The organism is Streptomyces sp. CB01201 (genome assembly GCF_002803085.1).
GTDB classification, from domain to species: domain Bacteria; phylum Actinomycetota; class Actinomycetes; order Streptomycetales; family Streptomycetaceae; genus Streptomyces; species Streptomyces hundungensis.
Map to the genome: position 1 here is coordinate 126786 of NZ_NNBJ01000003.1, position 24930 is coordinate 151715.

Consider the following 24930-nt stretch of genomic DNA (forward strand, 5'->3'; position numbering starts at 1 on the left):
GCCGCCTCATCCGCCTGACCGGCGCCCTGTGACACGCCGAAGCCCCCGGCACCGATGGCACCGGGGGCTTCGACCGACAACGGGGGCTCAGACGTTGAAGCCCAGGGCGCGCAGCTGCTCGCGGCCGTCGTCGGTGATCTTGTCGGGGCCCCACGGCGGCATCCAGACCCAGTTGATCTTCAGTTCGCTGGCGATGCCGTCGGTCGCGGACTTCGCCTGGTCCTCGATCACATCGGTCAGCGGGCAGGCCGCCGACGTCAGGGTCATGTCCAGCGTGACGACGTTAGAGTCGTCGATGTGGATGCCGTAGATCAGGCCGAGGTTGACGACGTCGATGCCCAGCTCGGGGTCGACGACGTCGTACAGCGCCTCGCGGATCTCTTCTTCGGTCGCCGGCTTGATCGCCGCCTGTGCGTTCTCGGTCATGCCGTCTTCCTTTCGGCGACGTCACCCAGAGCCTGGGCCGTCGCGTCCTTCCACGCCATCCAGCTCAGCAGAGCACACTTGACGCGGGCGGGGTACTTGGAGACGCCGGCGAAGGCCACCGCGTCCTCCAGGACCTCCTCCATCGCGTCGTCCGGCTCCAGCTGGCCCTTCGACTGCATCAGCTCCAGGAAGGTCTCCTGGATCCGCTGCGCCTCGGTCAGGTCCTTGCCGACCAGGAGGTCGTTGAGGACCGAGGCGCTGGCCTGGCTGATGGAGCAGCCCTGGCCCTCGTACGAGACGTCCTCGATGCGCGAACCGTCGTACTTCACCCGCAGGGTGATCTCGTCACCACACGTCGGGTTCACGTGGTGCACCTCGGCGTCACCGTCCCGCAAGCCCCGGCCGTGCGGGTGCTTGTAGTGGTCCAGGATGACGTCCTGGTACATCGAATCAAGCTTCACAGTGACTTACCTCGCGTCCTCGCGTCCTCTGGCGTGACGTGCCCTACGGGCCGGGGGTCCGGGGGGTGTCCCCCGGGAAAGCACAGCACGTCGGTAACCCCTAGCCGAAGAAGTTTCGTACGTGCTCCAGACCGTCCACCAGGGCGTCGACCTCGGCGGGCGTGGAGTACAGATAGAAAGACGCTCGCGTGGTCGCGGGAATTCCGTAGCGCAGGCAGACCGGGCGCGCGCAGTGGTGGCCGACGCGGACCGCGATGCCCTCCTCGTCGAGGACCTGGCCCACGTCGTGCGGGTGGATGTCACCGAGCGTGAAGGAGATAGCCGCCCCGCGGTCCTCGGCCGTGGTGGGGCCGATGATCCGCAGGTCGGGCACCTCAAGGAGGCGCTGGACCGCGTACTCCGTGATCGCGTGCTCATGCGCGGCGATCTTGTCCATGCCGATCGACGACAGGTAGTCCACGGCCGCGCCCAGGCCCACGGCCTGCGCGATCGGGGGCGTGCCCGCCTCGAACTTGTGCGGCGCCGGGGCGTAGGTGGAGGAGTGCATCGAGACCGTCTCGATCATCTCGCCGCCGCCCAGGAACGGCGGCAGGTCCTCCAGGAGCTCCTGGCGGCCCCACAGGACGCCGATGCCGGTCGGGCCGCACATCTTGTGGCCGGTGAAGGCCACGAAGTCGGCCTGCAGCGCCTGCACGTCGAGCGGCATGTGCGGGGCGGCCTGCGAGGCGTCGATGCAGACCAGCGCGCCGACCTGCTGCGCACGGCGGACGATCGCCTCGACCGGGTTCTGGGTGCCGAGCAGGTTGGAGACCAGCGTGAAGGAGACGATCTTCGTCTTCTCGGTGATGATCTCGTTGATGTTCGACAGGTCGAGCCGGCCGTCGTCGGTCAGGCCGAACCACTTCAGCTTCGCGCCGGTGCGCTGCGAGAGCAGCTGCCACGGAACGATGTTGGAGTGGTGCTCCATCTCCGTGATGACGATCTCGGTCTCGCTGTCCACGCGGTAGGGCTCGTCGGCCCAACCCAGCATGTTGGCAACGAGGTTGAGCGACTCCGAGGCGTTCTTGGTGAAGATGACCTCGTCGCGGCTCGGCGCGTTGATGAACCGGGCGACCTTGTCACGGGCGCCCTCGTACAGCGCCGTGGCCTCCTCGGCGACCAGGTACACGCCGCGGTGCACATTGGCGTTGTGCTGCTCGTAGTACTCGTTGAGCGCGTCGAGCACCTGGCGCGGCTTCTGCGAAGTCGCGGCGCTGTCGAGGTAGACGATCTTCTTCCCGTCGTGGACCACACGGTCCAGCAAGGGGAAGTCCTTGCGGATCGCCTCGTCCAGGAGAGCGGACTTGGTGAGGAGGCCCGGCAGCTGTGTCACTCGGAAGCGCCACCCTTCGTGTACGACGCGTAGCCCTCGGCCTCAAGCTTGTCGGCCAGCTCGGCGCCGCCGGACTCGACGATGCGGCCGGCCGCGAAGACGTGGACGTAGTCGGGCTTGATGTAGCGCAGGATGCGCGTGTAGTGGGTCACCAGGAGGGTGCCGACCTCGCCGTTCTCACGGACGCGGTTGATGCCCTCGGAAACCTGGCGCAGCGCGTCGACGTCGAGGCCGGAGTCGGTCTCGTCGAGGATCGCGATCTTCGGCTTGAGGAGCTCCAGCTGGAGGATCTCGTGGCGCTTCTTCTCACCGCCGGAGAAGCCCTCGTTGACGTTGCGCTCGGCGAAGGCCGGGTCCATCTGGAGCTGCTCCATCGCGGACTTGACCTCCTTCACCCAGGTGCGCAGCTTGGGCGCCTCGCCGCGGATCGCGGTGGCCGAGGTGCGCAGGAAGTTGGAGACCGAGACACCGGGGACCTCGACCGGGTACTGCATGGCGAGGAACACGCCGGCGCGGGCGCGCTCGTCGACGGACATCTCCAGGACGTCCTCGCCGTCGAGCGTGACGGTGCCGCTGGTGATCGTGTACTTGGGGTGCCCGGCCAGCGAGTACGCCAGGGTGGACTTGCCGGAGCCGTTGGGGCCCATGATGGCGTGGGTCTCGCCCTGCTTCACGGTCAGGTCGACGCCCTTGAGGATCTCCTTCGTACCGTTCTCGGTGTCGACGGAGACGTGCAGGTCGCGGATTTCAAGCGTTGCCATGGGGAACTCAGGACTCCTGGGTGACGGAGACGAGCACATCGTCCCCTTGGATCTGTACGGGGTATACGGGCACGGGGCGCGTCGCGGGGAGGCCGGACGGCTTGCCGGTGCGGAGGTCGAAGCTGGAGCCGTGCAGCCAGCACTCGATGGCGCAGTCCTCGACCTCGCCCTCCGAGAGCGACACGTTCGCGTGCGAGCAGATGTCGTTGATCGCGAACACCTCGCCCTCGGTCTTGACGAGGGACACCGGCGTGCCGTCGATCTCCACCCGCTTGGGGGTGTCGCTCTCCAGCTCGCTCAGCGCACAGGCTTTGACGAAGGCCATCAGACGGAAGCCTCCAGCTCCGTCTCGATCTTGGCGAGCAGGCGCTCCTCGACGTCCGGCAGACCGATCTGCTGGACGAGCTCCGCGAAGAAGCCGCGCACGACCAGGCGCCGGGCCTCGGACGCCGGGATGCCGCGGGACATCAGGTAGAAGAGCTGCTCGTCGTCGAAGCGGCCGGTGGCGGACGCGTGACCGGCGCCGGCGATCTCGCCGGTCTCGATCTCCAGGTTCGGCACCGAGTCGACGCGGGCGCCGTCGGTCAGAACCAGGTTGCGGTTCATCTCGTAGGTGTCCGTGCCCTCGGCCGCGGCCTGGATGAGGACGTCCCCGATCCACACGGCGTGCGCGTCGTCGCCCTGGAGGGCGCCCTTGTACACGGCGTTGGACTTGCAGTGCGGGGTGTTGTGGTCGACCAGGAGGCGGTGCTCCTGGTGCTGGCCCTTGTCGGTGAAGTACAGGCCGAACAGCTCGGCCTCACCGCCGGTGCCCGCGTAGGCGACCCGCGGGTGCAGCCGCACCAGGTCGCCGCCGAAGGTGACCACGAAGGACTTGAAGGTGGCGTCGCGGCCGATCAGCGCGTTGTGCTGGGCGACGTGGACGGCCTTGTCGTCCCAGTCCTGCACGGAGACGACGGTCAGCTTGGCGCCGTCACCGAGGACATAGTCGACGTTGGCAGCGAGCACCGCGTCACCGGTGTGGTCGATGACCACGACGGCCTCGGCGAACGCGCCGAGCTCGACGACCTGGTGGCCGTAGGCCACGCCGCCCTCGCCGTGCACGGCGATCCGGATCGGCTCGGTGAGCACGGTGTCCTTGGGGACGGTCACGACCGAGGCCTTGTCGAAGGACGAGTACGCCTGGGCCGCGACGCGGTCCGCCGGCGTGCCGGCCCGGCCGAGCCGGGCGTCCTCGCGCCCGACGGTCTCGACGAGGACGCCCTCGGGTGCCTCGACGGCGACCTTCACACCGTCACCGGTGGCGACGGCGGTGCCGTCGTGCAGCCCGCGCAGCCGCTCCAGCGGCGTGAACCGCCACTCCTCCTCGCGGCCGTGCGGGACCGGGAAGTCACCGACGTCGAAGGACGGGGGGGCGCTCATGCGGGTGGCGACGGTCGACTCGGCGGCCACCGCGATGGATCCGGCCGTGGTCGAACCGACCGGGATGTTCTGGGCCTCAGCCATGGCTGTCGTAGTGCTCTCTTCCTGAATCAGAATCTGCTCAACTGCCGGACGGGGGACGGTCGTTATCCGACCGAGCCCTCCATCTGCAGCTCGATCAGCCGGTTGAGCTCAAGGGCGTACTCCATGGGGAGCTCCTTGGCGATCGGCTCGACGAAGCCGCGCACGATCATGGCCATCGCCTCGAACTCGGTCAGACCGCGGCTCATCAGGTAGAAGAGCTGGTCCTCGGAGACCTTGGAGACGGTCGCCTCGTGGCCCATGGACACGTCGTCCTCGCGGACGTCCACGTAGGGGTACGTGTCCGAGCGGGAGATCGTGTCGACGAGCAGCGCGTCGCAGAGCACGTTCGACTTGGAGCCGTGGGCACCCTCGCCGATCTCGACGAGACCGCGGTAGGAGGTGCGGCCGCCGCCTCGCGCCACCGACTTGGAGACGATGTTCGAGGAGGTGTTCGGCGCCATGTGGACCATCTTGGAGCCGGCGTCCTGGTGCTGGCCCTCGCCCGCGAAGGCGATGGAGAGCGTCTCGCCCTTGGCGTGCTCGCCCATCAGGTAGACGGCCGGGTACTTCATCGTCACCTTGGAGCCGATGTTGCCGTCGACCCACTCCATGGTCGCGCCCTCGTACGCCACGGCACGCTTGGTGACCAGGTTGTAGACGTTGTTCGACCAGTTCTGGATGGTCGTGTAGCGGCAGCGGCCGCCCTTCTTGACAATGATCTCGACCACGGCGCTGTGCAGCGAGTCCGAGGAGTAGATCGGGGCGGTGCAGCCCTCGACGTAGTGGACGTACGCGTCCTCGTCGACGATGATCAGCGTCCGCTCGAACTGGCCCATGTTCTCCGTGTTGATGCGGAAGTAGGCCTGGAGCGGGATGTCGACGTGGACGCCCTTGGGCACGTAGATGAACGAGCCGCCGGACCACACCGCGCTGTTCAGCGAGGCGAACTTGTTGTCGCCGACCGGGATGACCGTGCCGAAGTACTCCTGGAAGAGCTCGGGGTGCTCCTTCAGGGCGGTGTCGGTGTCGAGGAAGATGACGCCCTGCTCCTCCAGGTCCTCACGGATCTGGTGGTAGACGACCTCGGACTCGTACTGGGCCGCGACACCGGCCACCAGGCGCTGCTTCTCCGCCTCGGGGATGCCGAGCTTGTCGTACGTGTTCTTGATGTCCTCGGGCAGGTCCTCCCAGGACTCCGCCTGCTTCTCCGTGGAGCGCACGAAGTACTTGATGTTGTCGAAGTCGATGCCCGAGAGGTCCGAGCCCCAGTTCGGCATGGGCTTCTTGTCGAACAGGCGCAGGCCCTTGAGGCGCAGCTTCAGCATCCACTCCGGCTCGGACTTCTTCTGCGAGATGTCGCGGACGACAGCCTCGGAGAGTCCGCGCTTGGCAGCGGCGCCGGCCGCGTCGGAGTCGGCCCAGCCGAATTCGTACGTACCCAGGCCCTCAAGTTCGGGGTGGGCAGTCTCCGTGGGGAGCGTCATGCGGGGTTCCTCCCGGCTGTGCTTGCAGATGCTTGCTGATGTGTGGTCTGTGGTGGCGTGCCGTGCGGGATGAACGTGGTGCAGACGCCGTCGCCGTGGGCGATCGTCGCCAGGCGCTGCACATGCGTTCCCAGGAGGCGGGAGAAGAACTCCGTCTCCGCCTCGCACAGCTGCGGGTACCGCTCGGCGGCGTGGGCGACCGGGCAGTGGTGCTGGCACAGCTGCTCACCCCGCTGCGGAAGGGGCGCGCTGCGCGCCGTAGCAGCGTACCCGTCGGCGCTCAGGGCCTTGGCCAGCGCCTGGGTCCGCTCTTCCGGCGCCACGGCTTCGATCGCGTCCCGGTACGTCCCGGCCTGAGCCTCGATGCGGGCCCGTGCGAACGCCGCGACGGCCTCTTCGCCGGCCGCGCCGCCGCCCGCGGACTGCTCGATCCAGTGCAGGGCGTCGACGGCGAGCTTGTCGTAGGACTGCTCGAAGGCGTCCCGCCCGCAGTCGGTGAGCGCGAAGACCTTGGCCGGACGGCCGCGGGTGCGCGCTCCGTAGACGCGCTGTTCGCGCGGCACGACGACCTCGTCGGCCACCAACGCGTCGAGGTGGCGGCGGACCGCGGCCTGGGTGAGGCCGAGGCGGTTCGCGAGGTCCAGCGCGGTCGAGGGCCCGTGGTCCAGGATCGACCGCGCGACCCGGTTGCGGGTGGACCGCTCACCGGTCGCGAGTTCCTCCTGGGGAGCCTCGCCGATGTTTTTCACAACGCCATTGTTGCGTAATTCCTCAGAGCCTGACAACCCACGTCGCGATCAACGGCCGGTGCGGTGCATCACTTAGGCAAACCTAAGCTGACCTGCGGAAACGATCTTTGATCGATCAGAGCGATGGCGCTTTCCCGTAATTGGCTGGCCCCCGGAGCGAGCCTCCGACAGACTCGTCAGCTATGCCCACACCCCCTGTGACCGGCCCTTTGTGCACCCGCGACTCACTCGCCGCCGACCTGCGCGCGCTGGGGGTGCGGACCGGCGAGACGCTCCTCGTGCACTCCCCCCTGAAGTCGCTCGGCTGGGTCCCCGGAGGCGCCGTCGCGGTCGTCCAGGCTTTTCTCGACACACTGGGCGAAACGGGCACACTCGTGGTCCCCACGCACTGCGGCGACAATTCCGACCCCGCGCACTGGATGCGGCCCCCGGTGCCCGAGGAGTGGTGGGAGACGATCCGGGCCGCGATCCCCGCCTACGACCCGCGGATCACGCCGAGCAGGGGCGTCGGGGTGATTCCCGAGACCGTGCGCACCTGGCCGGGGGCCCTGCGCAGCGCCCATCCGCAGGCTCCCTTCGCCGCGATCGGCCCGGGCGCGTCGCGGATCACCGAGGGCCACGCCGTCGACTGCATGCTCGGCGAGCGCAGCCCCCTGGCCCGACTGGAGGAGAACGGGGCCCGGGTGCTGCTGCTCGGCGCGGGCTACGACTCGTGCACGTCCTTCCACCTCGCGGAATACCGGGTGCCGGGGCCGGTGGCGGACGTGTCGTTCGCGCTGAGTACCCCGCGGGGCCGGCAGTGGGTCACGGTGCGGGACACCGACGTCGACAGCGACCGCTTCGACGAGCTGGGCGCGGACTTCGAGCGGGACCGGGACAAGGTCGTCGTGCGCGGCACGGTCGGCGGGGCCCGCTGCCGCCTGTTCCCGGTGGCGGAGGCGGTCGCCTACGCCGAGCGCTGGCTGCCCGTGCACCGGCCGTACGAGGGGTGAGTCCGCTCAGGCCCGGCGGGCTCGGGGTGTGGCGGGGCGGGTGTTCGCTCAGGCCCGGCGTGCCCCGCTGGTGAACCAGTACGTCCCGGCCACCAGGACCCCGCCCCCGACGATGTTGCCCGGGACGGTGAACGCCAGGTTCCGCAGCAGTTCGCCGAACGAGGCGCTGCCCTCGAAGAGGCCGAGGCTGAACAGGGCCATGTTCGCCACGCAGTGCTCGAAGCCCACCGCCACGAACACCAGGACCGGCAGCCACAGCACGAAGACCTTGGCGCCGTCCCCCTTGGCCCGCGAGAACATCCAGATGCCGAGGCAGACCAGCATGTTGCAGAGCACGGCCCGCCAGAAGAGCTGGCCGCCGTCCAGGGCGTTCTTGGCGTCCAGCATCTCGGTGAGCATCGCGCGGGCCGAGCCGGACGAGGTGACCCCGGAGGCGTGGACCATCGCACCGAAGGCCAGCGCGCCGGCCAGATTCCCGGCCAGTGAGAGGGCCCAGCTCGCCACCAGGTCGCGCGGCCCGGTACGCCCCGAGAGGGCGCCCATCAGCATCACCATCACGTTGGACGTGAACAGCTGGGCCCCGGCGAACATCACGATCGTCAGGGCGATCGGGAAGACCGCCCCTTCGAGCAGCCGGGTCGCGGCCGAGTGCTTGGCGACGAACGGCGAGATCGCGACGAGCAGCAACACCTCGCCGACGCCGATGTAGGCGCCGGCCAGCATCGCGGAGACGAAGTAGCGCGGCGGATTCCCCAGGTCGTGCGCCTTGTGGGCGGCCTGACCCGAGGTCTGTTCGACGTTCTCCGCGAGGGTTATCACCCTTCGACGCTACGGTCACCGAAGGGCCGCGACCGCCCGAAAAGGTCACCACCGCCAGGACCCGGGCCCCCGCGCCGGGGGGACCTTGGACCCGGCCTAGACTTGCGGGTCATGAAGAGCGAGCCCGCCCTCCCGTCTCCCGGCCGCCGCCCCTCAGGGAGACCCAGCGGGTCGCACCCCGTCGTCGAGGTCAGCGGCCTGGTCAAGCGGTACGGGCCCAAAACCGCCGTGGACGGCCTGGACCTCACGGTCGGCGCGGGCACCGTGACCGCCGTCCTCGGGCCCAACGGCGCCGGCAAGACCACCACGATCGAGACCTGCGAGGGCTACCGCCGGCCCGACGCGGGCACCGTCCGCGTCCTCGGCCTGGACCCGGTCGCCGACGCGGCGCGGCTCAAGCCCCGTATCGGCGTGATGCTCCAGTCCGGCGGCGTCTACTCCGGCGCCCGCGCCGACGAGATGCTGCGCCACATGGCGAAGCTGCATGCCCACCCGCTGGACGTGCCCGCCCTCATCGAGCGCCTGGGTCTTGGCAGTTGCGGGCGTACGACCTACCGCCGGCTCTCCGGCGGCCAGCAGCAGCGCCTCGCGCTCGCGATGGCCGTCGTCGGCCGGCCCGAACTGGTCTTCCTGGACGAGCCGACCGCGGGCCTCGACCCGCAGGCCCGCCGGGCCACCTGGGACCTGGTGCGCGAACTGCGCGCCGACGGCGTCTCGGTGGTCCTCACCACGCACTTCATGGACGAGGCCGAGGCCCTCGCGGACGACGTGGCCATCGTGGACGCGGGCAAGGTCGTCGCCCAGGGCTCCCCCGAGCAGCTGTGCCGGGGCGGCGCCGAGAACACCCTGCGCTTCACCGGCCGCCCGGGCCTCGACCTCGGCTCCCTCCTCAAGGCCCTGCCGGACGGCACCGCCGCGGCCGAGCTGACCCCGGGTGCCTACCGCATCACCGGCACCATCGACCCCCAGCTCCTCGCCACGGTCACCACCTGGTGTGCCCAGCACGGAGTGATGCCGGACGGCATCTCGGTCGAGCGCCACACGCTTGAGGACGTCTTTCTGGAGCTCACCGGCAGGGAGTTGCGCGCATGAGCGCTGGTACGTATGCACCGAAGCCGGGTGCGGCCCCGCTCGGGCGGATGATCGGGGCGCAGACCGCCCTGGAGACGCGGATGCTGCTGCGCAACGGGGAGCAGCTGCTGCTCACCGTGATCATCCCGAGCCTGCTGCTCGTGCTCTTCTCCACCGTCGACATCATCGACACCGGCAAGGGGAAGTCCGTCGACTTCCTGGCGCCGGGCATCCTCGCGCTCGCCGTGATGTCGACCGCGTTCACGGGCCAGGCCATCGCGACCGGCTTCGAGCGGCGCTACGGGGTGCTCAAGCGGCTCGGGGCCTCGCCGCTGCCGCGCTGGGCGCTGATGACGTCCAAGACGCTGGCCGTGCTCGTCACCGAGGTGCTCCAGGTCGTCCTGCTCACCGTGATCGCCTTCGCGCTCGGCTGGTCCCCGCACGGCAACCCGCTCGCGGTGCTGCTCCTGCTGGTGCTGGGCACCGCCGCGTTCTCGGGGCTCGGGCTGCTGATGGCCGGCACCCTCAAGGCCGAGGCGACGCTGGCCGCCGCCAACCTGGTGTTCCTGCTGCTCCTCGTGGCCGGCGGGGTGATCGTGCCGATGGACAAGTTCCCCGGCGGGGTCCAGTCCGTACTGAACCTGCTGCCCATCTCGGCCCTCTCCGGCGGGCTGCGGGACGTGCTCCAGGAGGGTGCGTCGATGCCGTGGGGCAACCTCGCGATCCTCGCGGTGTGGGCGGTGCTCGGCCTCGGCAGCGCGGCGAAGTTCTTCCGTTGGGAGTGAGCCGCGAGCCGGGCCGGAAGTGACCTTCGTCCCGGTCCGGCCCGGTGGGCCCCCCTCGTGAAAACATGCACAAACGGGCGCCTACGATAGGGCCCATGCCGAAATGGACCCGGGCCGATCTGGCCGAGGCGGCGCGCAATCCGCTCGCCTACATCGCCGAGCGCTGGACGCCCACGCAACGGACCGTGGAACGCGCCGCGCTCATCGCCGTCGTCATGGCCGTCGTCATCGTCGTGACCGGCGGCGCCGTCCGGCTCACGGGTTCCGGGCTCGGCTGCCCGACCTGGCCCCGGTGCACCGACCAGAGCCTGACGCCGACCGACGCGATGGGCTTCCACGGCATCATCGAGTTCGGCAACCGCATGCTGACGTACGTGCTGTGCGCGGCCGTCGGCTGGACGATCATCACGGCCCGCGCCGCCAAGCCCGTCCGGCGCTCGGTGACCCGGCTCGGCTGGGCCCAGTTCTGGATCGTCATGGGCAACGCGGTGCTCGGCGGCATCGTCGTCCTGGTCGGCCTCAACCCGTACACGGTGGCCGCGCACTTCCTGCTCTCCACCGCCCTGCTGGCGGTGGCCGTGCTGACCTGGCAGCGCGCCCGCGAGGGCGACGGGGCCCCAAGGCCCTTGGTGGGCAAGGCAGTTGTGCAGCTGACCTGGCTCCTGGTGGCCGCCGCGGGCACGCTGATCGCAGTCGGCACCATCGTCACCGGCTCGGGCCGGCACGCGGGCGACACCAGCGAGGTGTACCGCATCCCGCTGGACTGGACGATGATCACGCAGCTGCACGCGGACCTCGCCTGGGTCGTGGTGGCCCTCGCCGTCGCGCTCTGGTTCGTCCTGAAGGCCGTCGACGCCCCGGCCGGGCCGCGCGCCCGCGCCCGTGACCTGTTCCTGGTGCTGCTGGGCCAGGGCGTGATCGGCTACGTCCAGTACTTCACCAAGACGCCGGAGATCCTGGTCGGTCTGCACATGTTCGGCTCGTGCCTGGTGTGGATCGCCGTGCTGCGCGTCCTGCTCGCGCTGCGTGAGCGTCCCGACGCCAGCGCCGAGGTCCCGGCCCCGGCGGACGCCGCCCTAGCGAGCGCCTGACAGTCCGTAGACGCGGCGGGCATTGTCCGCCGCGATCATCCCGGCGACCCGCTGCGCGTCCGCGCGCGACCAGGCGCCGGCGCCCACCCAGCCGCCGAGCACCCGGCCGAGCGCCTCCGCGAAGAGCCGCGCGCCCACCACATGCAGCTCGGGAAGGCCGCGCGCGCCGCTGGAGTAGAGCAGCTTCCCGAACGGGGCCAGCTCCAGGATCTCCGCGAGCACGGCCGCGGCCCGCGCCCCCGTACGCACCAGGGCGGGCCCCACATCGGCGTACACATGCGGGTGGACGCTCGCCAGGTGGGCGGTCTGGCGGTGGTACGGATAGCCGTGCAGCAGGACCAGATCGGTGCCGAGCCCGGCCGTCGCGGTCGCGAATCCGGCCAGTGACATCGGGTCGGCCATCCCCACCTGGAGTTGCAGCGGGCGCCCGGCCGCGACCGCGCTCCACAGCAGATGGCGCAGGAGCACGGGGTCCTCAAGGCGGCCGTGCTTGCGCCGGCCCGCCAGCCATCGCCCGGCCGCCCCGCGCACCTCCCCCGGCCCCGGCGGCTCCGGGTCGAGCCCCTCGCGCACACCGGTCACCGAGGCGAACGCGACGGCGGAGTGGGCCGCGGTGTGCACGGCCTCGGCGAGGTTGGCGAGGAAGGACTCGACGGTGCCCGAGGTGTCGGCGACCTGCTCGGCGAGGAGTTCGAGGCGGACGATCTCGTGGGCGTCGGCGGCGCCGGCCGCGGCGATCTCGTGCGGGGCCGTGAGGTCACCGGGCAGCCCGGTGTCCACCAGATAGGTGGAGATCCCGGAACCCCTCAACAGACGCCTGCCCGACTCCAGTACGCCGAGTTCACGACGGCGGGCCAGATAGCGGGCCGGGGCGCAGTGCGGCTCCAGGTCCAGGAGCGGGGGACACCAGCGGCGTACCGCGAAGCCGGTCTGGGTGTCGAAGAACGTGGTGCCGGGCGCGGGCAGGGTTCCGGTGCGGCCGAGCGCCGTCTCGAAGGTGCCGAGGCCCAGCTCGGTGCGCAGCACGCCGTGGCAGTACTGGTCCACCAGCTTCGGGGTGTCGATCATCCGGGGCTCCCTGCGGTGGAGGTGCTGGTACCCCTCCTAACGGGTGAGCCCCGGATCGGTGTTGCTCGGCGCCCGCTCAGCTGTTCTTCGGACCGCCGAGCTGAATGCCGGCCATCCGGCTCCACTCGTAGCGGCCGGTCTTCACCTTGGCCGCGAACTCCCCGTCGAAGTCCTCGTGGACGGTGATCCCGGACTTCTCGACGGCGCTCCGGGCGATGGCGTGGCTCGGGGCCACCAGGTCGCCCCAGCCGCCGTCCTCGCCGACCAGGACGATGCGTGCGCCCTTCTCGCCGAGGTACGCGATCTGGCCCTCCGCTCCGCCGTGCTCCTTGGCGAAGGAGCCGATCTGCCGGGCCAGCCGGGCCGCCCGCTTCCCGTCCCGGGCGGCCCGCTTCTCGTCGGCCTGGGTGTCTGCGTCAACCTGGGTGTCTGCCATGCCGCGATGCTACTAGCGGGTAGCCCCGGGAGCGAGAAGAGGGGCCAGTGGCTTGCGCCACGGCCCCTCAAGGGTGCGAACGGCTGCGGTCAGCGCAGGAACGGGTCCACCGCGACGGCGACGAAGAGCAGCGACACATAGGTGATCGACCAGTGGAACAGCCGCATCTCCTTGAGCTTGGTGCCGGTCGCCTCGGACTTGGCGCGGTTCTGCAGCGCGTGCGCCTCCCACAGCCACCAGCCGCCGGAGACCAGCGCCACCGCGGTGTAGAACCAGCCGGTGTAGCCGAGCGGGGTGAGCAGCAGCGAGACGGCCACCATCACCCAGCTGTAGATGACGATCTGACGGGCCACGACCTTGTTGGAGGCGACCACCGGCAGCATCGGCACACCGACCCGCGCGTAGTCCTCCTTGACCTTCATGGACAGCGGCCAGTAGTGCGGCGGCGTCCAGAAGAACATGACGAGGAACAGGATGATCGGCGCCCAGGACATCGAGTCGGTGACCGAGGACCAGCCGATGAGCACCGGCAGACAGCCCGCGATGCCGCCCCAGACGATGTTCTGCGAGGTCCGGCGCTTCAGGATCATCGTGTACACGACGACGTAGAAGAGCAGCGCGCCGAGCGAGAGGGCCGCCGACAGCCAGTTGACCAGGAGGCCGAACCACAGCGTCGAGATCACGGCCAGCGAGATACCGAACACCAGGCACTCGCGCGGCGAGACCATGCCGGTCACCAGCGGGCGCTGCGAGGTGCGGTCCATCAGCGCGTCGATGTCCCGGTCGATGTACATGTTCAGGGCGTTTGCACCGCCCGCCGAGAGGTATCCGCCCAGTGTGGTCGCGAAGACCAGCCACAGCGGAGGAACGCCCTGCTCGGCCAGGAACATCACCGGAATGGTGGTGATGAGAAGCAGCTCGATGATTCGTGGCTTGGTCAGCGCCACAAAGGCCTTGACGCGGGCCCCGAATGGCCGATGGCCCCCCGGGCTGGGAGTCAAGACGACCCCTGCGGGTCGGGACTCGACGGCCGTCACGCACACCCCTGACAGAGAAAATTCCCAGCAAGTCCCCGGTGATCCGGGCCGTTCCCGGACGTGAAGGCCCGGTAAAGACTTGCGCGTACCACGCCACTGTAGACGTTGCCCATACGCCGCCATCCCCGGGGGTGGGGTCGTGTTGGGGGTGGTTCGCCGAGAGGCGGATTTCACCGGTCCCCGGCACCCTGGAGGTGTCCGTCCCAACGTGCAGTCAGTCGAAAAAATGAGCGTTCCGGCAGGGGTAGGCTCGACAGCGCCCGGTGCGCCCTCAGTCACCGGGATTCGACATGTGGAGAGGAGCCCTGACTCAGGGTGAGCACCAAGCCGACCACCACAGACTTCGAGTGGACCGAGCTGGACCAGCGGGCCGTTGATACCGGCCGTGTAGTGGCCGCGGATGCCGTGCAGAAGGTCGGCAACGGCCATCCCGGTACGGCGATGAGCCTGTCCCCGGCCGCGTACACCCTTTTCCAGAAGGTGATGCGGCACGACCCGGCGGACGCCGACTGGGTCGGCCGGGACCGGTTCGTGCTGTCCGCGGGCCACTCGTCACTGACCCTCTACATCCAGCTGTACCTGGCCGGTTTCGGTCTGGAGCTGGACGACCTCAAGGCGTTCCGTACCTGGGGTTCGAAGACGCCGGGCCATCCGGAGTACGGCCACACCACCGGCGTGGAGACGACGACCGGTCCGCTGGGCCAGGGTGTCGCGAACGCGGTGGGCATGGCGATGGCCGCCCGCTACGAGCGCGGCCTGTTCGATCCGCAGGCGGCCCCCGGTACTTCCCCGTTCGACCACTTCGTGTTCGCGATCGCCGGGGACGGCTGTCTCCAGGAGGGCATCTCCGCGGAGGCGTCCTCGCTGGCCGGGCACCAGAAGCTCGGCAACCTGGTCCTGTTGTGGGACGACAACCACATCTCGATCGAGGGCGACACCGAGACCGCGGTCTCCGAGGACACCCTCAAGCGCTACGAGGCCTACGGCTGGCACGTCCAGCGTGTCGCGCCGAAGGCGGACGGCGATCTGGACCCGGCGGGCCTGTACCGGGCGGTCGAGGCCGCGAAGGCGGTGACCGACAGGCCGTCGTTCATCGCGATGCGCTCGATCATCGCCTGGCCCGCGCCGAACGCGCAGAACACCGAGGCCGCGCACGGCTCGGCGCTCGGCGACGACGAGGTGGCCGCCACCAAGCGCGTCCTGGGCTTCGACCCGGAGCAGTCCTTCGAGGTCGCGGGCGAGGTCCTCGCCCACACCCGGCGGGCCCTGGACCGGGGCCGTGAGGCCAGGGCCGCCTGGGAGAAGGCGTTCGCCGCCTGGCGCACCGCCAACCCGGAGCGCGCCGCCGGTTTCGACCGCATCAGCGCGGGCGAGCTGCCCGAGGGCTGGCAGGCGCACCTGCCGGTGTTCGAGACGGGCAAGGCGGTCGCGACCCGGGCCGCGTCCGGCAAGGTCCTCCAGGCGCTCGGCGCGGTCCTGCCCGAGCTGTGGGGCGGCTCCGCCGACCTGGCCGGGTCGAACAACACCACGATCGACAAGACGTCGTCGTTCCTGCCGGCCGGGAACCCGCTGCCCGGCGCCGACCCGTACGGCCGCACCGTGCACTACGGCATCCGCGAGCACTCCATGGCCGCGGAGATGAACGGCATCGCGCTGCACGGCCACACCCGCATCTACGGCGGCACGTTCCTGGTGTTCTCCGACTACATGCGCAACGCGGTGCGCCTGTCCGCGCTGATGCACCTGCCGGTCACCTATGTGTGGACGCACGACTCGGTCGGTCTGGGCGAGGACGGCCCCACCCACCAGCCGGTCGAGCACCTGGCGTCGCTGCGCGCGATCCCCGGCCTGAACGTGGTCCGCCCCGCCGACGCCAACGAGACCGCCATCGCCTGGCGCGAGGTCCTCAAGCGCTACACCAAGGAGTTCGGCAAGGGCGCCCCGCACGGCCTCGTGCTGACCCGCCAGGGCGTGCCGACCTACGACATCAACGAGGACGCCGCCAAGGGCGGCTACGTCCTCCTCGACGCCGAGGGCGACACCCCGCAGGTCGTCCTCATCGCCACCGGTTCCGAGGTCCAGCTCGCCGTCGGCGCCCGCGAGGAACTCCAGGCCGCCGGCATCCCCACCCGCGTGGTCTCCATGCCCTGCGTCGAATGGTTCGACGAGCAGGACCAGGCCTACAAGGACAGCGTCCTGCCGCCGTCGGTCAAGGCGCGCGTCGCGGTCGAGGCCGGCATCGGCCTGACCTGGCACCGCTTCGTCGGCGACACCGGCCGCATCGTCTCCCTCGAACACTTCGGCGCCTCCGCCGACGGCAAGGTCCTCTTCAACGAATTCGGCTTCACCGCCGAACACGTCACCGCCGCCGCCCGGGAATCGATCGCAGCCGCAGCACGCTGACGCCGGTATACGAACTAGTAGGAGATGCATTTCTCATGACAGACGCACTCAAGCGCCTCTCCGACGAAGGCGTCGCGATCTGGCTCGACGACCTGTCGCGCAAGCGCATCACGTCCGGCAACCTGGCCGAGCTGATCGACCAGTCGCACGTGGTGGGTGTCACGACCAACCCGTCGATCTTCCAGAAGGCGATCAGCGAGGGTGACGGCTACGACACCCAGCTCACCGACCTCGCGGCCCGCAAGGTGACCGTCGAAGAGGCCATCCGCATGATCACGACGGCTGACGTGAGGGACGCCGCCGACATCCTGCGCCCGGTCTTCGACGCCACGGACGGCCAGGACGGCCGGGTCTCCATCGAGGTCGACCCGCGGCTGGCGCACAACACCCGGGCGACCGTCGCCGAGGCCAAGCAGCTGGCCTGGCTGGTGGACCGCCCCAACACGCTCATCAAGATCCCGGCCACCAAGGCGGGTCTGCCGGCGATCACCGAGACCATCGGTCTCGGCATCAGCGTCAACGTCACGCTGATCTTCTCGCTTGAGCGCTACCGCGAGGTCATGGACGCCTACCTCTCCGGCCTGGAGAAGGCCAAGGAGCGCGGCCTGGACCTCTCGAAGATCCACTCCGTGGCGTCCTTCTTCGTGTCCCGCGTGGACACCGAGATCGACAAGCGCATCGACGCCCTGGGCACCGACGAGGCCAAGGCCGCCCGCGGCAAGGCCGGCCTGGCCAACGCGCGGCTCGCCTACGAGGCGTACGAGGAGGTCTTCTCCTCCGACCGCTGGAACGCCCTGGACAAGGCGCACGCCAACAAGCAGCGCCCGCTGTGGGCCTCGACCGGCGTCAAGGACAAGGCGTACAAGGACACCCTGTACGTGGACGACCTGGTCGCCCCGAACACGGTGAACACCATGCCGGAGGCCACTCTGGAGGCCGCCGCCGACCACGGCCGGATCACCGGTGACACGGTGACCGGCACCTACGAGCAGGCCCGCGCCGAACTCGACGCCGTCGAGAAGCTCGGGATCTCGTACGACGAGGTCGTACAGCTGCTTGAGGACGAAGGCGTCGAGAAGTTCGAGAGCGCCTGGAACGACCTGCTCAAGTCCACCGAGGCGGAGCTCAAGCGCCTCGCACCCTCGGAGGCGTAGACCTTGTCAAGCAGCAATCCGCTGCGTGACGCCGCAGACCGACGGCTCCCGCGCATCGCGGGGCCGTCGGGCCTGGTGATCTTTGGCGTCACGGGCGATTTGTCCCGTAAAAAGTTGATGCCCGCCGTCTACGACCTCGCCAACCGGGGTCTGCTGCCGCCGGGCTTCTCCCTGATCGGCTTCGCCCGCCGCGAGTGGCAGGACGAGGACTTCGCCCAAGAGGTCCACGACGCGGTCAAGGCACACGCCCGTACGCCGTTCCGCGAAGAGGTCTGGCAGCAGCTCATCCAGGGGATGCGCTTCGTCCAGGGCGACTTCGACGACGACGACGCGTTCGAGACGCTGAAGTCGACGATCGAGGAGCTCGACAAGGCACAGGGCACGGGCGGCAACTTCGCCTTCTACCTGTCGGTGCCGCCGAAGTTCTTCCCCAAGGTCGTCCAGCAGCTCAAGAAGCACGGGCTCGCCGACCAGAAGGCCGGCTCCTGGCGCCGCGCGGTCATCGAGAAGCCCTTCGGCCACGACCTGGTCTCCGCGGAGGAGCTCAACCAGGTCGTGCACGAGGTCTTCCCGCCCAACGAGGTCTTCCGGATCGACCACTACCTGGGCAAGGAGACCGTTCAGAACATCCTGGCCCTGCGGTTCGCGAACACCATGTTCGAGCCGCTGTGGAACCGCTCCTACGTCGACCACGTGCAGATCACGATGGCCGAGGACATCGGCATCGGCGGCCGGGCCGGCTACTACGACGGCATCGGCGCGGCCCGTGACGTCATCCAGAACCACCTGCTCCAGCTGATGGCGCTGACCGCGATGGAGGAGCCCGCCTCCTTCGACGCGGACGCGCTCGCGGCCGAGAAGACCAAGGTGCTGGGTGCCGTGCGGCTGCCCAAGGACCTCGGCAAGGACACGGTCCGCGCGCAGTACGCGGCCGGGTGGCAGGGCGGCGAGAAGGCCGTCGGCTACCTCCAGGAAGACGGCATCGACCCCAAGTCGAAGACCGACACCTACGCCGCGATCAAGCTGGGGATCGACAACCGCCGCTGGGCGGGCGTCCCGTTCTACCTGCGCACCGGCAAGCGGCTCGGCCGGCGCGTCACGGAGATCGCGGTGGTCTTCCAGCGCGCCCCGCACTCCCCCTTCGACCACACCGCGACGGAGGAGCTGGGCCAGAACGCCCTGGTCATCCGGGTGCAGCCGGACGAGGGTGTGACCGTGCGCTTCGGCTCCAAGGTGCCGGGCACCTCGATGGAGGTCCGGGACGTCTCCATGGACTTCGCCTATGGCGAGTCCTTCACGGAGTCGAGCCCCGAGGCCTACGAGCGCCTCATCCTGGACGTCCTGCTCGGTGACTCCAACCTCTTCCCGCGGGTGGAGGAGGTCGAGCTGTCCTGGAAGATCCTCGACCCGATCGAGCAGTACTGGGACAAGCACGGCAAGCCCGCCCAGTACCCCTCGGGGACCTGGGGTCCTGCCGAGGCGGACGAAATGCTCGCACGAGACGGACGGAGCTGGCGTCGGCCATGAAGATCGACCTTACGGACACCACTGCCAGCAAGATCAACAAGGCGCTCGTGCAGGGCCGCCGCGCGGTCGGCACCCCGGCCGTCGGCATGGTGCTCACCCTCGTCATCGTCACCGACGAGGAGAACGCCTACGACGCCCTGCGCGCCGCCGGCGACGCCTCGCGCGAGCACCCCTCGCGCACGCTCGTCGTCATCAAGCGCGTCTCGCGCTCGCCCCGCGACCGCACGGGCTCCCGCCTCGACGCAGAGGTACGGGTCGGCGCGGACGCGGGCACCGGCGAGACGGTGATCCTCCGGCTGTACGGCGAGGTGCTCAACCACGCCCAGTCGGTGGTCCTGCCGCTGCTCCTGCCGGACGCCCCGGTCGTCGCCTGGTGGCCGGTGAACGCGCCGACCGACCCGGCCAAGGACCCGCTGGGCTCGCTCGCCCAGCGCCGGGTGACCGACACCTACGCGGCCGAGCAGCCCATCCAGGAGCTGACCGCCCGCGCCGAGGCCTACACTCCCGGCGACACCGACCTGTCGTGGACCCGCATCACGCCGTGGCGCTCGATGCTGGCCGCGGCCCTCGACCAGGTCGCCTGCAAGGTGACGGCCGTCGAGGTGGAGGGCGAGGAGTTCAACCCGAGCTGCGAACTGCTCGGGATGTGGCTCGCCGACCGGCTCGACGTGCCGGTCAAGCGCTCCCTCTCCTCGGGCCCGGGTCTGACGGCCGTACGCATGGAGACGGACGGCGGCCCGATCGTCCTGGACCGCGCCGACGGCTCGCTCGCCACGCTGTCCATGCGGGGCCAGCCGGACCGCGCGGTGGCGCTGAAGCGCCGCGAGACCGCCGAACTCATCGCGGAGGAGCTGCGCCGCCTCGACCCGGACGACACCTACGCCTCGGCGCTGAAGTACGGCGTCGACAAGCTCGGTGAGGGCGTCGAGGAGAAGACCGCGCCGAACGCCAAGGACGGCTCCGGGAACGCCGACGGCGTGGAGGCCGGGCCGGCCCCCGCGAAGAAGGCGGCCCCGGCGAAGAAGGCAGCGGCCAAGTGAGCACGCCGCAACTCGTGGTCCACCGCGACAAGGAGCTGATGGCCCAGGCCGCGGCGGCGCGGCTGATCACGAAGGTCGTCGACGCGCAGGCCGCTCGCGGCACCGCGTCGGTGGTCCTCACCGGCGGCCGCAACGGCAACGGGCTGCTCGCGGCCCTGGCCTCCTCGCCGGCCCGGGACGCGATCGACTGGTCGCGCCTGGACCTGTGGTGGGGCGACGAGCGTTTCGTGCCCGAGGACGACCCGGAGCGGAACTACACCCAGGCCCGCGAGGCGCTGCTCGACGCGGTGCCGCTCGACCCGAAGCGGGTGCACGCGATGCCCGCCGCGGGCGGGGCCTACGGCAACGACGCGGACGCGGCGGCCGCCGCCTACGCGGCGGAGCTGGCGGAGGTGGCCGGTCCCGAGGACCACGGGCCGGTCCCGACGTTCGACGTGCTGATGCTGGGCGTGGGTCCGGACACCCATGTGGCGTCCCTCTTCCCGGAGTTGCCCGCGGTGCGGGAGACCGAGCGGACGGTCGTCGGGGTGCACGGCGCTCCGAAGCCGCCGCCCACCCGTATCTCGCTCACCCTCCCGGCGATCCGGGCGGCCCGCGAGGTGTGGCTGCTCGCGGCCGGCGAGGACAAGGCGCACGCGGCGAAGATAGCCCTGTCGGGCGCGGGCGAGGTGCAGGCCCCGGCGGCCGGCGCCTACGGCCGGTCCCGGACGCTGTGGCTCCTGGACGCGGCCGCCGCGTCCGAGCTGCCGCGCTCGCTGTATCCGCCGGCGTCCGCCTGACGCCGTGAAAGGACCGGCCCGGTCCGCCCCTTCGGGGGTGGACCGGGCCGGTCTTCTTTTCTGCGTGCGCGGGCCCGCTGGGACGCGGGCCCGCGCTCAGGGTGTCAACGCCCGCGCAGCGCGCGGTACTTGGCGACGAGCGCCTTGCTCGACCCGTCCAGGCCCGGTACGTCCGCACCCTCGGTCAGGGCGGGCTCGACGCGCTTGGCGAGGACCTTGCCGAGCTCGACGCCCCACTGGTCGAAGGAGTCGATGTTCCAGATGGCGCCCTGGACGAACACCTTGTGCTCGTAAAGGGCGATCAGCTGGCCGAGGACCGAGGGGGTCAACTCCTTGGCCAGGATCGTGGTGGTGGGGTGGTTGCCCTTGAACGTCTTGTGCGGGACGAGTTCTTCGGCCACGCCCTCGGCTCGCACCTCGTCGGGCGTCTTGCCGAAGGCCAGGGCCTGTGTCTGCGCGAAGAAGTTGGCCATCAGGAGGTCGTGCTGGGCGACCAGGCCCGGCTGGAGGTCGGCGACCGGCTCGGCGAAGCCGATGAAGTCGGCGGGGATGACCTTGGTGCCCTGGTGGATCAACTGGTAGTACGCGTGCTGCCCGTTGGTGCCCGGGGTGCCCCACACGACCGGGCCGGTCTCCCAGTCGACCGGGTTGCCGTCGCGGTCCACGGACTTGCCGTTGGACTCCATGTCGAGCTGCTGGAGGTAGGCGGTGAACTTGGACAGGTAGTGCGAGTACGGCAGCACCGCGTGCGACTGGGCGTCGAAGAACGCCCCGTACCAGACGCCCAACAGGCCCAGCAGGAACGGCACGTTGGACTCGGCGGGGGCGGTGCGGAAGTGCTCGTCGACGAGGTGGAAGCCGTCGAGCATCTCGCGGAACCGCTCCGGGCCGACCGCGATCATCAGGGAGAGGCCGATGGCCGAGTCGAAGGAGTAACGGCCGCCGACCCAGTCCCAGAAGCCGAACATGTTGGCCGTGTCGATGCCGAACTCGGCGACCTTGTCGGCGTTGGTCGACAGGGCCACGAAGTGCTTGGCGACGGCGTCCTGATCGGCCTTCAGCTCGGTGAGCAGCCAGTTGCGCGCCGACGTGGCGTTGGTGATGGTCTCGATGGTGGTGAAGGTCTTGGACGCGATGATGAACAGCGTCTCGGCCGCGTCCAGGTCACGGACGGCCTCGTGGAGGTCGGCGCCGTCCACGTTGGAGACGAAGCGGACCGTCAACTCCCGGTCGGTGAACGACTTCAGAGCCTCGTACGCCATCGCCGGACCGAGGTCGGAGCCGCCGATGCCGATGTTGACGATGTTCTTGATGGGCTTGCCGGTGTGTCCGGTCCACTGCCCCGAACGGATCTTCTCGGAGAACCCGGCCATCTTGTCGAGCACCTCGTGGACGCCCGGCACCACGTTCTCACCGTCGACCTCGATCACCGCGTCCCTGGGGGCGCGCAGCGCGGTGTGCAGGACCGCGCGGTCCTCGGTGACGTTGATCTTCTCACCGCGGAACATCGCGTCCCGCAGTCCGGCGACATCGGCGGCCGCGGCCAGCTCGCGCAGCAGCGCGAGGGTCTCGTCGGTCACCAGGTGCTTGGAGTAGTCGAGATAGAGATCGCCGACCCGCAGGGTGTATGCGGTGCCGCGGCCGGGCTCGGCGGCGAACAGCTCACGCAGATGGGTGTCGCCCAACTGCTCCCGGTGCTTGCCCAGTGCGGTCCACTCGGGCATCTGGTTGAGCCTGGTACGGCTTCCTGTGTTCATCTCCGACATCAGCCCACTTCTCTCGTACTTGCGTACCTGCCCCGCTGCCCCTCCAACCTAATTGATCAGGCGGCGCGGGCAGGAATCAGCGCGGCGACGGCGGCCAGGAACAAGCCGGACGCCAGCAGCGCCGGGGTGTTCAGGCCCCAGGCCCCGGCCGCCGCGCCGCCCATGAGGGCGCCGAGCGGGGCGCCCGCGACGGCCACCGTCCGGAACGCCGCGCTCACCCGTCCCAGCATCGCCGCCGGCGCGCGCTCCTGCACCAGCGTCGCCAGGTTCACGTTCCACACCATGCCGAGCACACCGAACAGGGCCATGGCGGCGACCGTCGCCCCCAGCGCGCGCACGCTGCCGATGGCCACCAGGCAGCCGGCCTGGACGGCCCCGGCGAGCAGCACGCTGCGTATCCGACCGAGCCGCCGCACCAGGGGCCGGGCGAGCAGGCCGCCGGCCGCGCTGCCGGCCCCGTACGCCGTGACGGTCGCGGCATAGCCGCTCTGCCCGGCGCCCAGCCAGCCGGTGACGTCGAGGACGAGGGTGGCGATGAGGGCGCCCATGCCGATGTTGCAGACGGTGGTGGCCACGCACAGCCCGCGCAGGACCCGGTCGGCCCACATGGCCCGAAGCCCCTCGGCCACCTCGGCCCGCAGGGTGGCCCCCGGCTTCCTGGCGGCCCGCTCCGGAGCCGTGGGCCGCAGCGAGGCGACCAGGGCGGCGGCCAGGACGTAGCTGGCCGCGTCCACCCCGTAGGGAGCCGCCAGCGACACCGCGAGCAGCACCGGCACCAGCGGGGCCGCGAGGAAGCTGCCCGCTATCTGCTGGCCGGTCATCACCCGGGCGTTGGCACTGCCGAGGGCGGCGCTGGGCACGAGGGAGGGAAGCAGGGCGGTCGCCGCGTTGTCGAAGAGGGTGCCCAGGGCGGTCAGCACGAAGGCCAGCGCCATCAGCAGCGGCAGGGAGGCGTGGCCGGTACCCACGGCCACGGCGAAGGCGGCGACCAGGGCGGCGCGGACCAGGTCCACCGCCCACATGGCGCGGCGCTGGTCGACCCGGTCGGCGAGCGCGCCGCCGAGCAGTCCGAACAGGATCCACGGCACGTATCCGCAGGCGGTGACGAGCGCGATGAGGAAGGGGTCGGAGGTGAGGGTGACGGCGAGCAGGGGCAGCGCGGCGGTGCGCAGCGCGTCACCGAAACGGCTGACGACGGCGGCCGTCCACAGTCGGCCGAATCCCCCGCGCCAGGCGGGCTTCGTCCCCGACAAGCCCTCTACGGCCGGCACTGCTGCCACAACTCCCCCTCGTGATCGGCTGCTTCACAAGGTAGAGGGCGCCACTGACAAACGCCGGTGAGCTGCGGTTCCGTCCCTCGGCGCGCGGCCGGGGCGGTGCGGGACCCCGGATGCACCGAAGGGCCCTGCGGGGGAACCGAGTTCACCCTGTGGGCCCTTCAACTGTCAGATCTCGCCCCGCAGCTTGGCGAGTGCCTCGGCGAGAATCGCCTCTCCGTCCGCGTCGCTGCGCCGTTCGCGTACGTACGCGAGGTGCGTCTTGTACGGCTCGGTGCGCGGCGGGTCCGGCGGGTTGTCCCGGTCCTGTCCTGCGGGGAATCCGCAGCGCGGGCAGTCCCACGTCTCCGGAACCTGTGCGTCACTGGCGAAGCTCGGCTGCGTCTCGTGCCCGTTCGAGCACCAGAAGGAGATGCGGAGGCGCGGCGCGGACTCGCCCCGCTCGGCCTCGCCCATCGGCCCCGCTCCGACCCGGCTTCCCCGGATCGCGTTGCCACTTGCCACGGTCGTAACTCCCTGCGTGATGGTGCTCGAAGATGCCCCAGTCTACGTAAGGCCCAACGCGCGTCCAGTGATTGGAGTTACACCCCACCCCCGAAACGCCCCACAACGACGCCTACTTGAGCTTCATCAGCAGACCAAGTACGACAATGCACGCGAACCACAACAGACCGACCACGATGGTGATGCGGTCGAGGTTGCGTTCGGCGACCGAGGAACCGCCGACGGAGGACTGCATGCCACCGCCGAACATGTCGGAGAGGCCGCCGCCCTTTCCCTTGTGCATCAGCACCAGCAGCATCAGCAGCAGGCTGAAGACGATCAGGGCAATCGAGAACCCGACAATCACGGCTGGACCAACTTCCTAGGACTGATATGGCGACGGGGGCCGGGGGGACATTCCACAATCCCTGTCCCGGCCCCCG

General features: G+C 70.0%; 25 protein-coding genes. 9 read left to right on the forward strand and 16 right to left on the reverse strand.

Annotated features, from left to right (window positions below; all coding sequences use genetic code 11):
* Nucleotides 1–87 precede the first annotated feature (87 nt).
* The 8 genes from CG740_RS08590 to CG740_RS08625 form a co-directional block, all read right to left on the reverse strand.
* Nucleotides 88–426 (reverse strand): metal-sulfur cluster assembly factor, encoded by a 339-nt coding sequence (locus CG740_RS08590; RefSeq protein ID WP_100574411.1) that lies wholly within the window; start codon nt 424–426, stop codon nt 88–90.
* A complete protein-coding gene (gene sufU / locus CG740_RS08595; RefSeq protein ID WP_100574412.1) occupies nt 423–887 on the reverse strand; it encodes a Fe-S cluster assembly sulfur transfer protein SufU in 465 nt (154 codons plus the stop codon). Before sufU ends, CG740_RS08590 begins: the two co-directional genes overlap by 4 nt.
* Before the next feature lie 100 nt (nt 888–987).
* Entirely contained in the window at nt 988–2259 is a 1272-nt protein-coding gene (locus CG740_RS08600; protein WP_100574413.1) for a cysteine desulfurase, read from the reverse strand.
* A complete protein-coding gene (gene sufC, locus CG740_RS08605; RefSeq protein WP_100574414.1) occupies nt 2256–3020 on the reverse strand; it encodes a Fe-S cluster assembly ATPase SufC in 765 nt (254 codons plus the stop codon). Before sufC ends, CG740_RS08600 begins: the two co-directional genes overlap by 4 nt.
* 7 nt (nt 3021–3027) lie before the next feature.
* Complete coding sequence (locus tag CG740_RS08610) at nt 3028–3345, reverse strand: bifunctional 3-phenylpropionate/cinnamic acid dioxygenase ferredoxin subunit (protein ID WP_100574415.1); 318 nt, start codon at nt 3343–3345, stop codon at nt 3028–3030.
* On the reverse strand, nt 3345–4526 hold the full coding sequence (gene sufD / locus CG740_RS08615; protein ID WP_100574416.1) for a Fe-S cluster assembly protein SufD: 1182 nt from the start codon (nt 4524–4526) through the stop codon (nt 3345–3347). Before sufD ends, CG740_RS08610 begins: the two co-directional genes overlap by 1 nt.
* 62 nt (nt 4527–4588) lie before the next feature.
* A complete protein-coding gene (gene sufB / locus CG740_RS08620; RefSeq protein ID WP_100574417.1) occupies nt 4589–6010 on the reverse strand; it encodes a Fe-S cluster assembly protein SufB in 1422 nt (473 codons plus the stop codon).
* A complete protein-coding gene (locus CG740_RS08625; protein ID WP_100574418.1) occupies nt 6007–6759 on the reverse strand; it encodes a helix-turn-helix transcriptional regulator in 753 nt (250 codons plus the stop codon). The genes sufB and CG740_RS08625 overlap by 4 nt, the downstream gene beginning before the upstream one ends.
* Nucleotides 6760–6941: 182 nt before the next feature.
* Between CG740_RS08625 and CG740_RS08630 the strand changes: the two genes are divergently transcribed.
* A complete protein-coding gene (locus CG740_RS08630) occupies nt 6942–7751 on the forward strand; it encodes an aminoglycoside N(3)-acetyltransferase (protein ID WP_100574419.1) in 810 nt (269 codons plus the stop codon).
* Nucleotides 7752–7799: 48 nt separating this feature from the next.
* On the opposite strand, the gene CG740_RS08635 is transcribed toward CG740_RS08630, so the two are convergent.
* Nucleotides 7800–8570: a formate/nitrite transporter family protein gene (locus CG740_RS08635; RefSeq protein ID WP_100574420.1), complete on the reverse strand. Its 771-nt coding sequence runs from the start codon at nt 8568–8570 to the stop codon at nt 7800–7802.
* 111 nt (nt 8571–8681) lie between these two features.
* Here CG740_RS08635 and CG740_RS08640 point away from each other — a divergent pair, with 111 nt between their 5' ends.
* The 3 genes from CG740_RS08640 to CG740_RS08650 all read left to right on the forward strand — a co-directional run bounded on the left by CG740_RS08640 (nt 8682) and on the right by CG740_RS08650 (nt 11517).
* Nucleotides 8682–9662 carry an ABC transporter ATP-binding protein gene (locus tag CG740_RS08640; RefSeq protein ID WP_199846379.1) on the forward strand — a complete coding sequence of 327 codons (981 nt, stop codon included), beginning with the start codon at nt 8682–8684 and terminating at the stop codon, nt 9660–9662.
* On the forward strand, nt 9659–10426 hold the full coding sequence (locus CG740_RS08645; protein ID WP_100574421.1) for an ABC transporter permease: 768 nt from the start codon (nt 9659–9661) through the stop codon (nt 10424–10426). Before CG740_RS08640 ends, CG740_RS08645 begins: the two co-directional genes overlap by 4 nt.
* A gap of 95 nt (nt 10427–10521) precedes the next feature.
* Nucleotides 10522–11517, forward strand: coding sequence for a COX15/CtaA family protein (locus CG740_RS08650; RefSeq protein ID WP_384898736.1), 996 nt, complete (start codon nt 10522–10524; stop codon nt 11515–11517).
* Here the strand turns inward: CG740_RS08650 and CG740_RS08655 are convergent.
* The 3 genes from CG740_RS08655 to CG740_RS08665 form a co-directional block, all read right to left on the reverse strand.
* Nucleotides 11503–12585 carry an amidohydrolase gene (locus CG740_RS08655; RefSeq protein WP_100574422.1) on the reverse strand — a complete coding sequence of 361 codons (1083 nt, stop codon included), beginning with the start codon at nt 12583–12585 and terminating at the stop codon, nt 11503–11505. The two genes, CG740_RS08650 and CG740_RS08655, sit on opposite strands and share 15 nt — an antisense overlap.
* 76 nt (nt 12586–12661) lie before the next feature.
* Complete coding sequence (locus CG740_RS08660; RefSeq protein WP_100574423.1) at nt 12662–13021, reverse strand: hypothetical protein; 360 nt, start codon at nt 13019–13021, stop codon at nt 12662–12664.
* Between the two features lie 89 nt (nt 13022–13110).
* Nucleotides 13111–14064 (reverse strand): heme o synthase, encoded by a 954-nt coding sequence (locus CG740_RS08665; protein WP_100574424.1) that lies wholly within the window; start codon nt 14062–14064, stop codon nt 13111–13113.
* A gap of 309 nt (nt 14065–14373) precedes the next feature.
* Between CG740_RS08665 and tkt the strand changes: the two genes are divergently transcribed.
* Genes tkt through pgl form a run of 5 tightly spaced genes read left to right on the forward strand, consistent with a single transcriptional unit; the run spans nt 14374 to nt 20961 of the window.
* Entirely contained in the window at nt 14374–16461 is a 2088-nt protein-coding gene (tkt, locus tag CG740_RS08670) for a transketolase (RefSeq protein WP_100574425.1), read from the forward strand.
* 35 nt (nt 16462–16496) lie between these two features.
* A complete protein-coding gene (gene tal / locus CG740_RS08675; protein ID WP_100574426.1) occupies nt 16497–17615 on the forward strand; it encodes a transaldolase in 1119 nt (372 codons plus the stop codon).
* A 3-nt stretch (nt 17616–17618) separates the two neighbouring features.
* Complete coding sequence (gene zwf, locus CG740_RS08680) at nt 17619–19142, forward strand: glucose-6-phosphate dehydrogenase (protein ID WP_100574427.1); 1524 nt, start codon at nt 17619–17621, stop codon at nt 19140–19142.
* A complete protein-coding gene (gene opcA / locus CG740_RS08685; protein WP_100574428.1) occupies nt 19139–20182 on the forward strand; it encodes a glucose-6-phosphate dehydrogenase assembly protein OpcA in 1044 nt (347 codons plus the stop codon). Before zwf ends, opcA begins: the two co-directional genes overlap by 4 nt.
* The gene (gene pgl / locus CG740_RS08690; RefSeq protein WP_100574429.1) at nt 20179–20961 is read left to right on the forward strand and encodes a 6-phosphogluconolactonase; all 783 of its coding nucleotides are present in this window, start codon (nt 20179–20181) and stop codon (nt 20959–20961) included. Before opcA ends, pgl begins: the two co-directional genes overlap by 4 nt.
* Before the next feature lie 104 nt (nt 20962–21065).
* Here pgl and pgi read toward each other — a convergent pair whose 3' ends face one another.
* From pgi to secG, 4 genes are all read right to left on the reverse strand, one after another.
* Entirely contained in the window at nt 21066–22718 is a 1653-nt protein-coding gene (gene pgi, locus CG740_RS08695; RefSeq protein ID WP_100574688.1) for a glucose-6-phosphate isomerase, read from the reverse strand.
* Nucleotides 22719–22783: 65 nt separating this feature from the next.
* Nucleotides 22784–23998 carry an MFS transporter gene (locus CG740_RS08700; RefSeq protein WP_100574430.1) on the reverse strand — a complete coding sequence of 405 codons (1215 nt, stop codon included), beginning with the start codon at nt 23996–23998 and terminating at the stop codon, nt 22784–22786.
* A 174-nt stretch (nt 23999–24172) separates the two neighbouring features.
* Entirely contained in the window at nt 24173–24508 is a 336-nt protein-coding gene (locus tag CG740_RS08705) for an RNA polymerase-binding protein RbpA (protein WP_003976875.1), read from the reverse strand.
* A 112-nt stretch (nt 24509–24620) separates the two neighbouring features.
* On the reverse strand, nt 24621–24854 hold the full coding sequence (gene secG, locus CG740_RS08710) for a preprotein translocase subunit SecG (protein WP_100574431.1): 234 nt from the start codon (nt 24852–24854) through the stop codon (nt 24621–24623).
* Nucleotides 24855–24930 lie beyond the last annotated feature (76 nt).

Bases quoted from the DNA above. Each gene is read 5' to 3' on its own strand.
- CG740_RS08590 (WP_100574411.1), bottom strand. From the start codon at position 426: ATGACCGAGAACGCACAGGCGGCGATCAAGCCGGCGACCGAAGAAGAG.
- sufC (WP_100574414.1), bottom strand. From the start codon at position 3,020: ATGGCAACGCTTGAAATCCGCGACCTGCACGTCTCCGTCGACACCGAG.
- CG740_RS08610 (WP_100574415.1), bottom strand. From the start codon at position 3,345: ATGGCCTTCGTCAAAGCCTGTGCGCTGAGCGAGCTGGAGAGCGACACC.
- sufD (WP_100574416.1), bottom strand. From the start codon at position 4,526: ATGGCTGAGGCCCAGAACATCCCGGTCGGTTCGACCACGGCCGGATCC.
- sufB (WP_100574417.1), bottom strand. From the start codon at position 6,010: ATGACGCTCCCCACGGAGACTGCCCACCCCGAACTTGAGGGCCTGGGT.
- CG740_RS08630 (WP_100574419.1), top strand. From the start codon at position 6,942: ATGCCCACACCCCCTGTGACCGGCCCTTTGTGCACCCGCGACTCACTC.
- CG740_RS08640 (WP_199846379.1), top strand. From the start codon at position 8,682: ATGAAGAGCGAGCCCGCCCTCCCGTCTCCCGGCCGCCGCCCCTCAGGG.
- CG740_RS08645 (WP_100574421.1), top strand. From the start codon at position 9,659: ATGAGCGCTGGTACGTATGCACCGAAGCCGGGTGCGGCCCCGCTCGGG.
- CG740_RS08650 (WP_384898736.1), top strand. From the start codon at position 10,522: ATGCCGAAATGGACCCGGGCCGATCTGGCCGAGGCGGCGCGCAATCCG.
- CG740_RS08655 (WP_100574422.1), bottom strand. From the start codon at position 12,585: ATGATCGACACCCCGAAGCTGGTGGACCAGTACTGCCACGGCGTGCTG.
- CG740_RS08660 (WP_100574423.1), bottom strand. From the start codon at position 13,021: ATGGCAGACACCCAGGTTGACGCAGACACCCAGGCCGACGAGAAGCGG.
- tal (WP_100574426.1), top strand. From the start codon at position 16,497: ATGACAGACGCACTCAAGCGCCTCTCCGACGAAGGCGTCGCGATCTGG.
- opcA (WP_100574428.1), top strand. From the start codon at position 19,139: ATGAAGATCGACCTTACGGACACCACTGCCAGCAAGATCAACAAGGCG.
- pgi (WP_100574688.1), bottom strand. From the start codon at position 22,718: ATGAACACAGGAAGCCGTACCAGGCTCAACCAGATGCCCGAGTGGACC.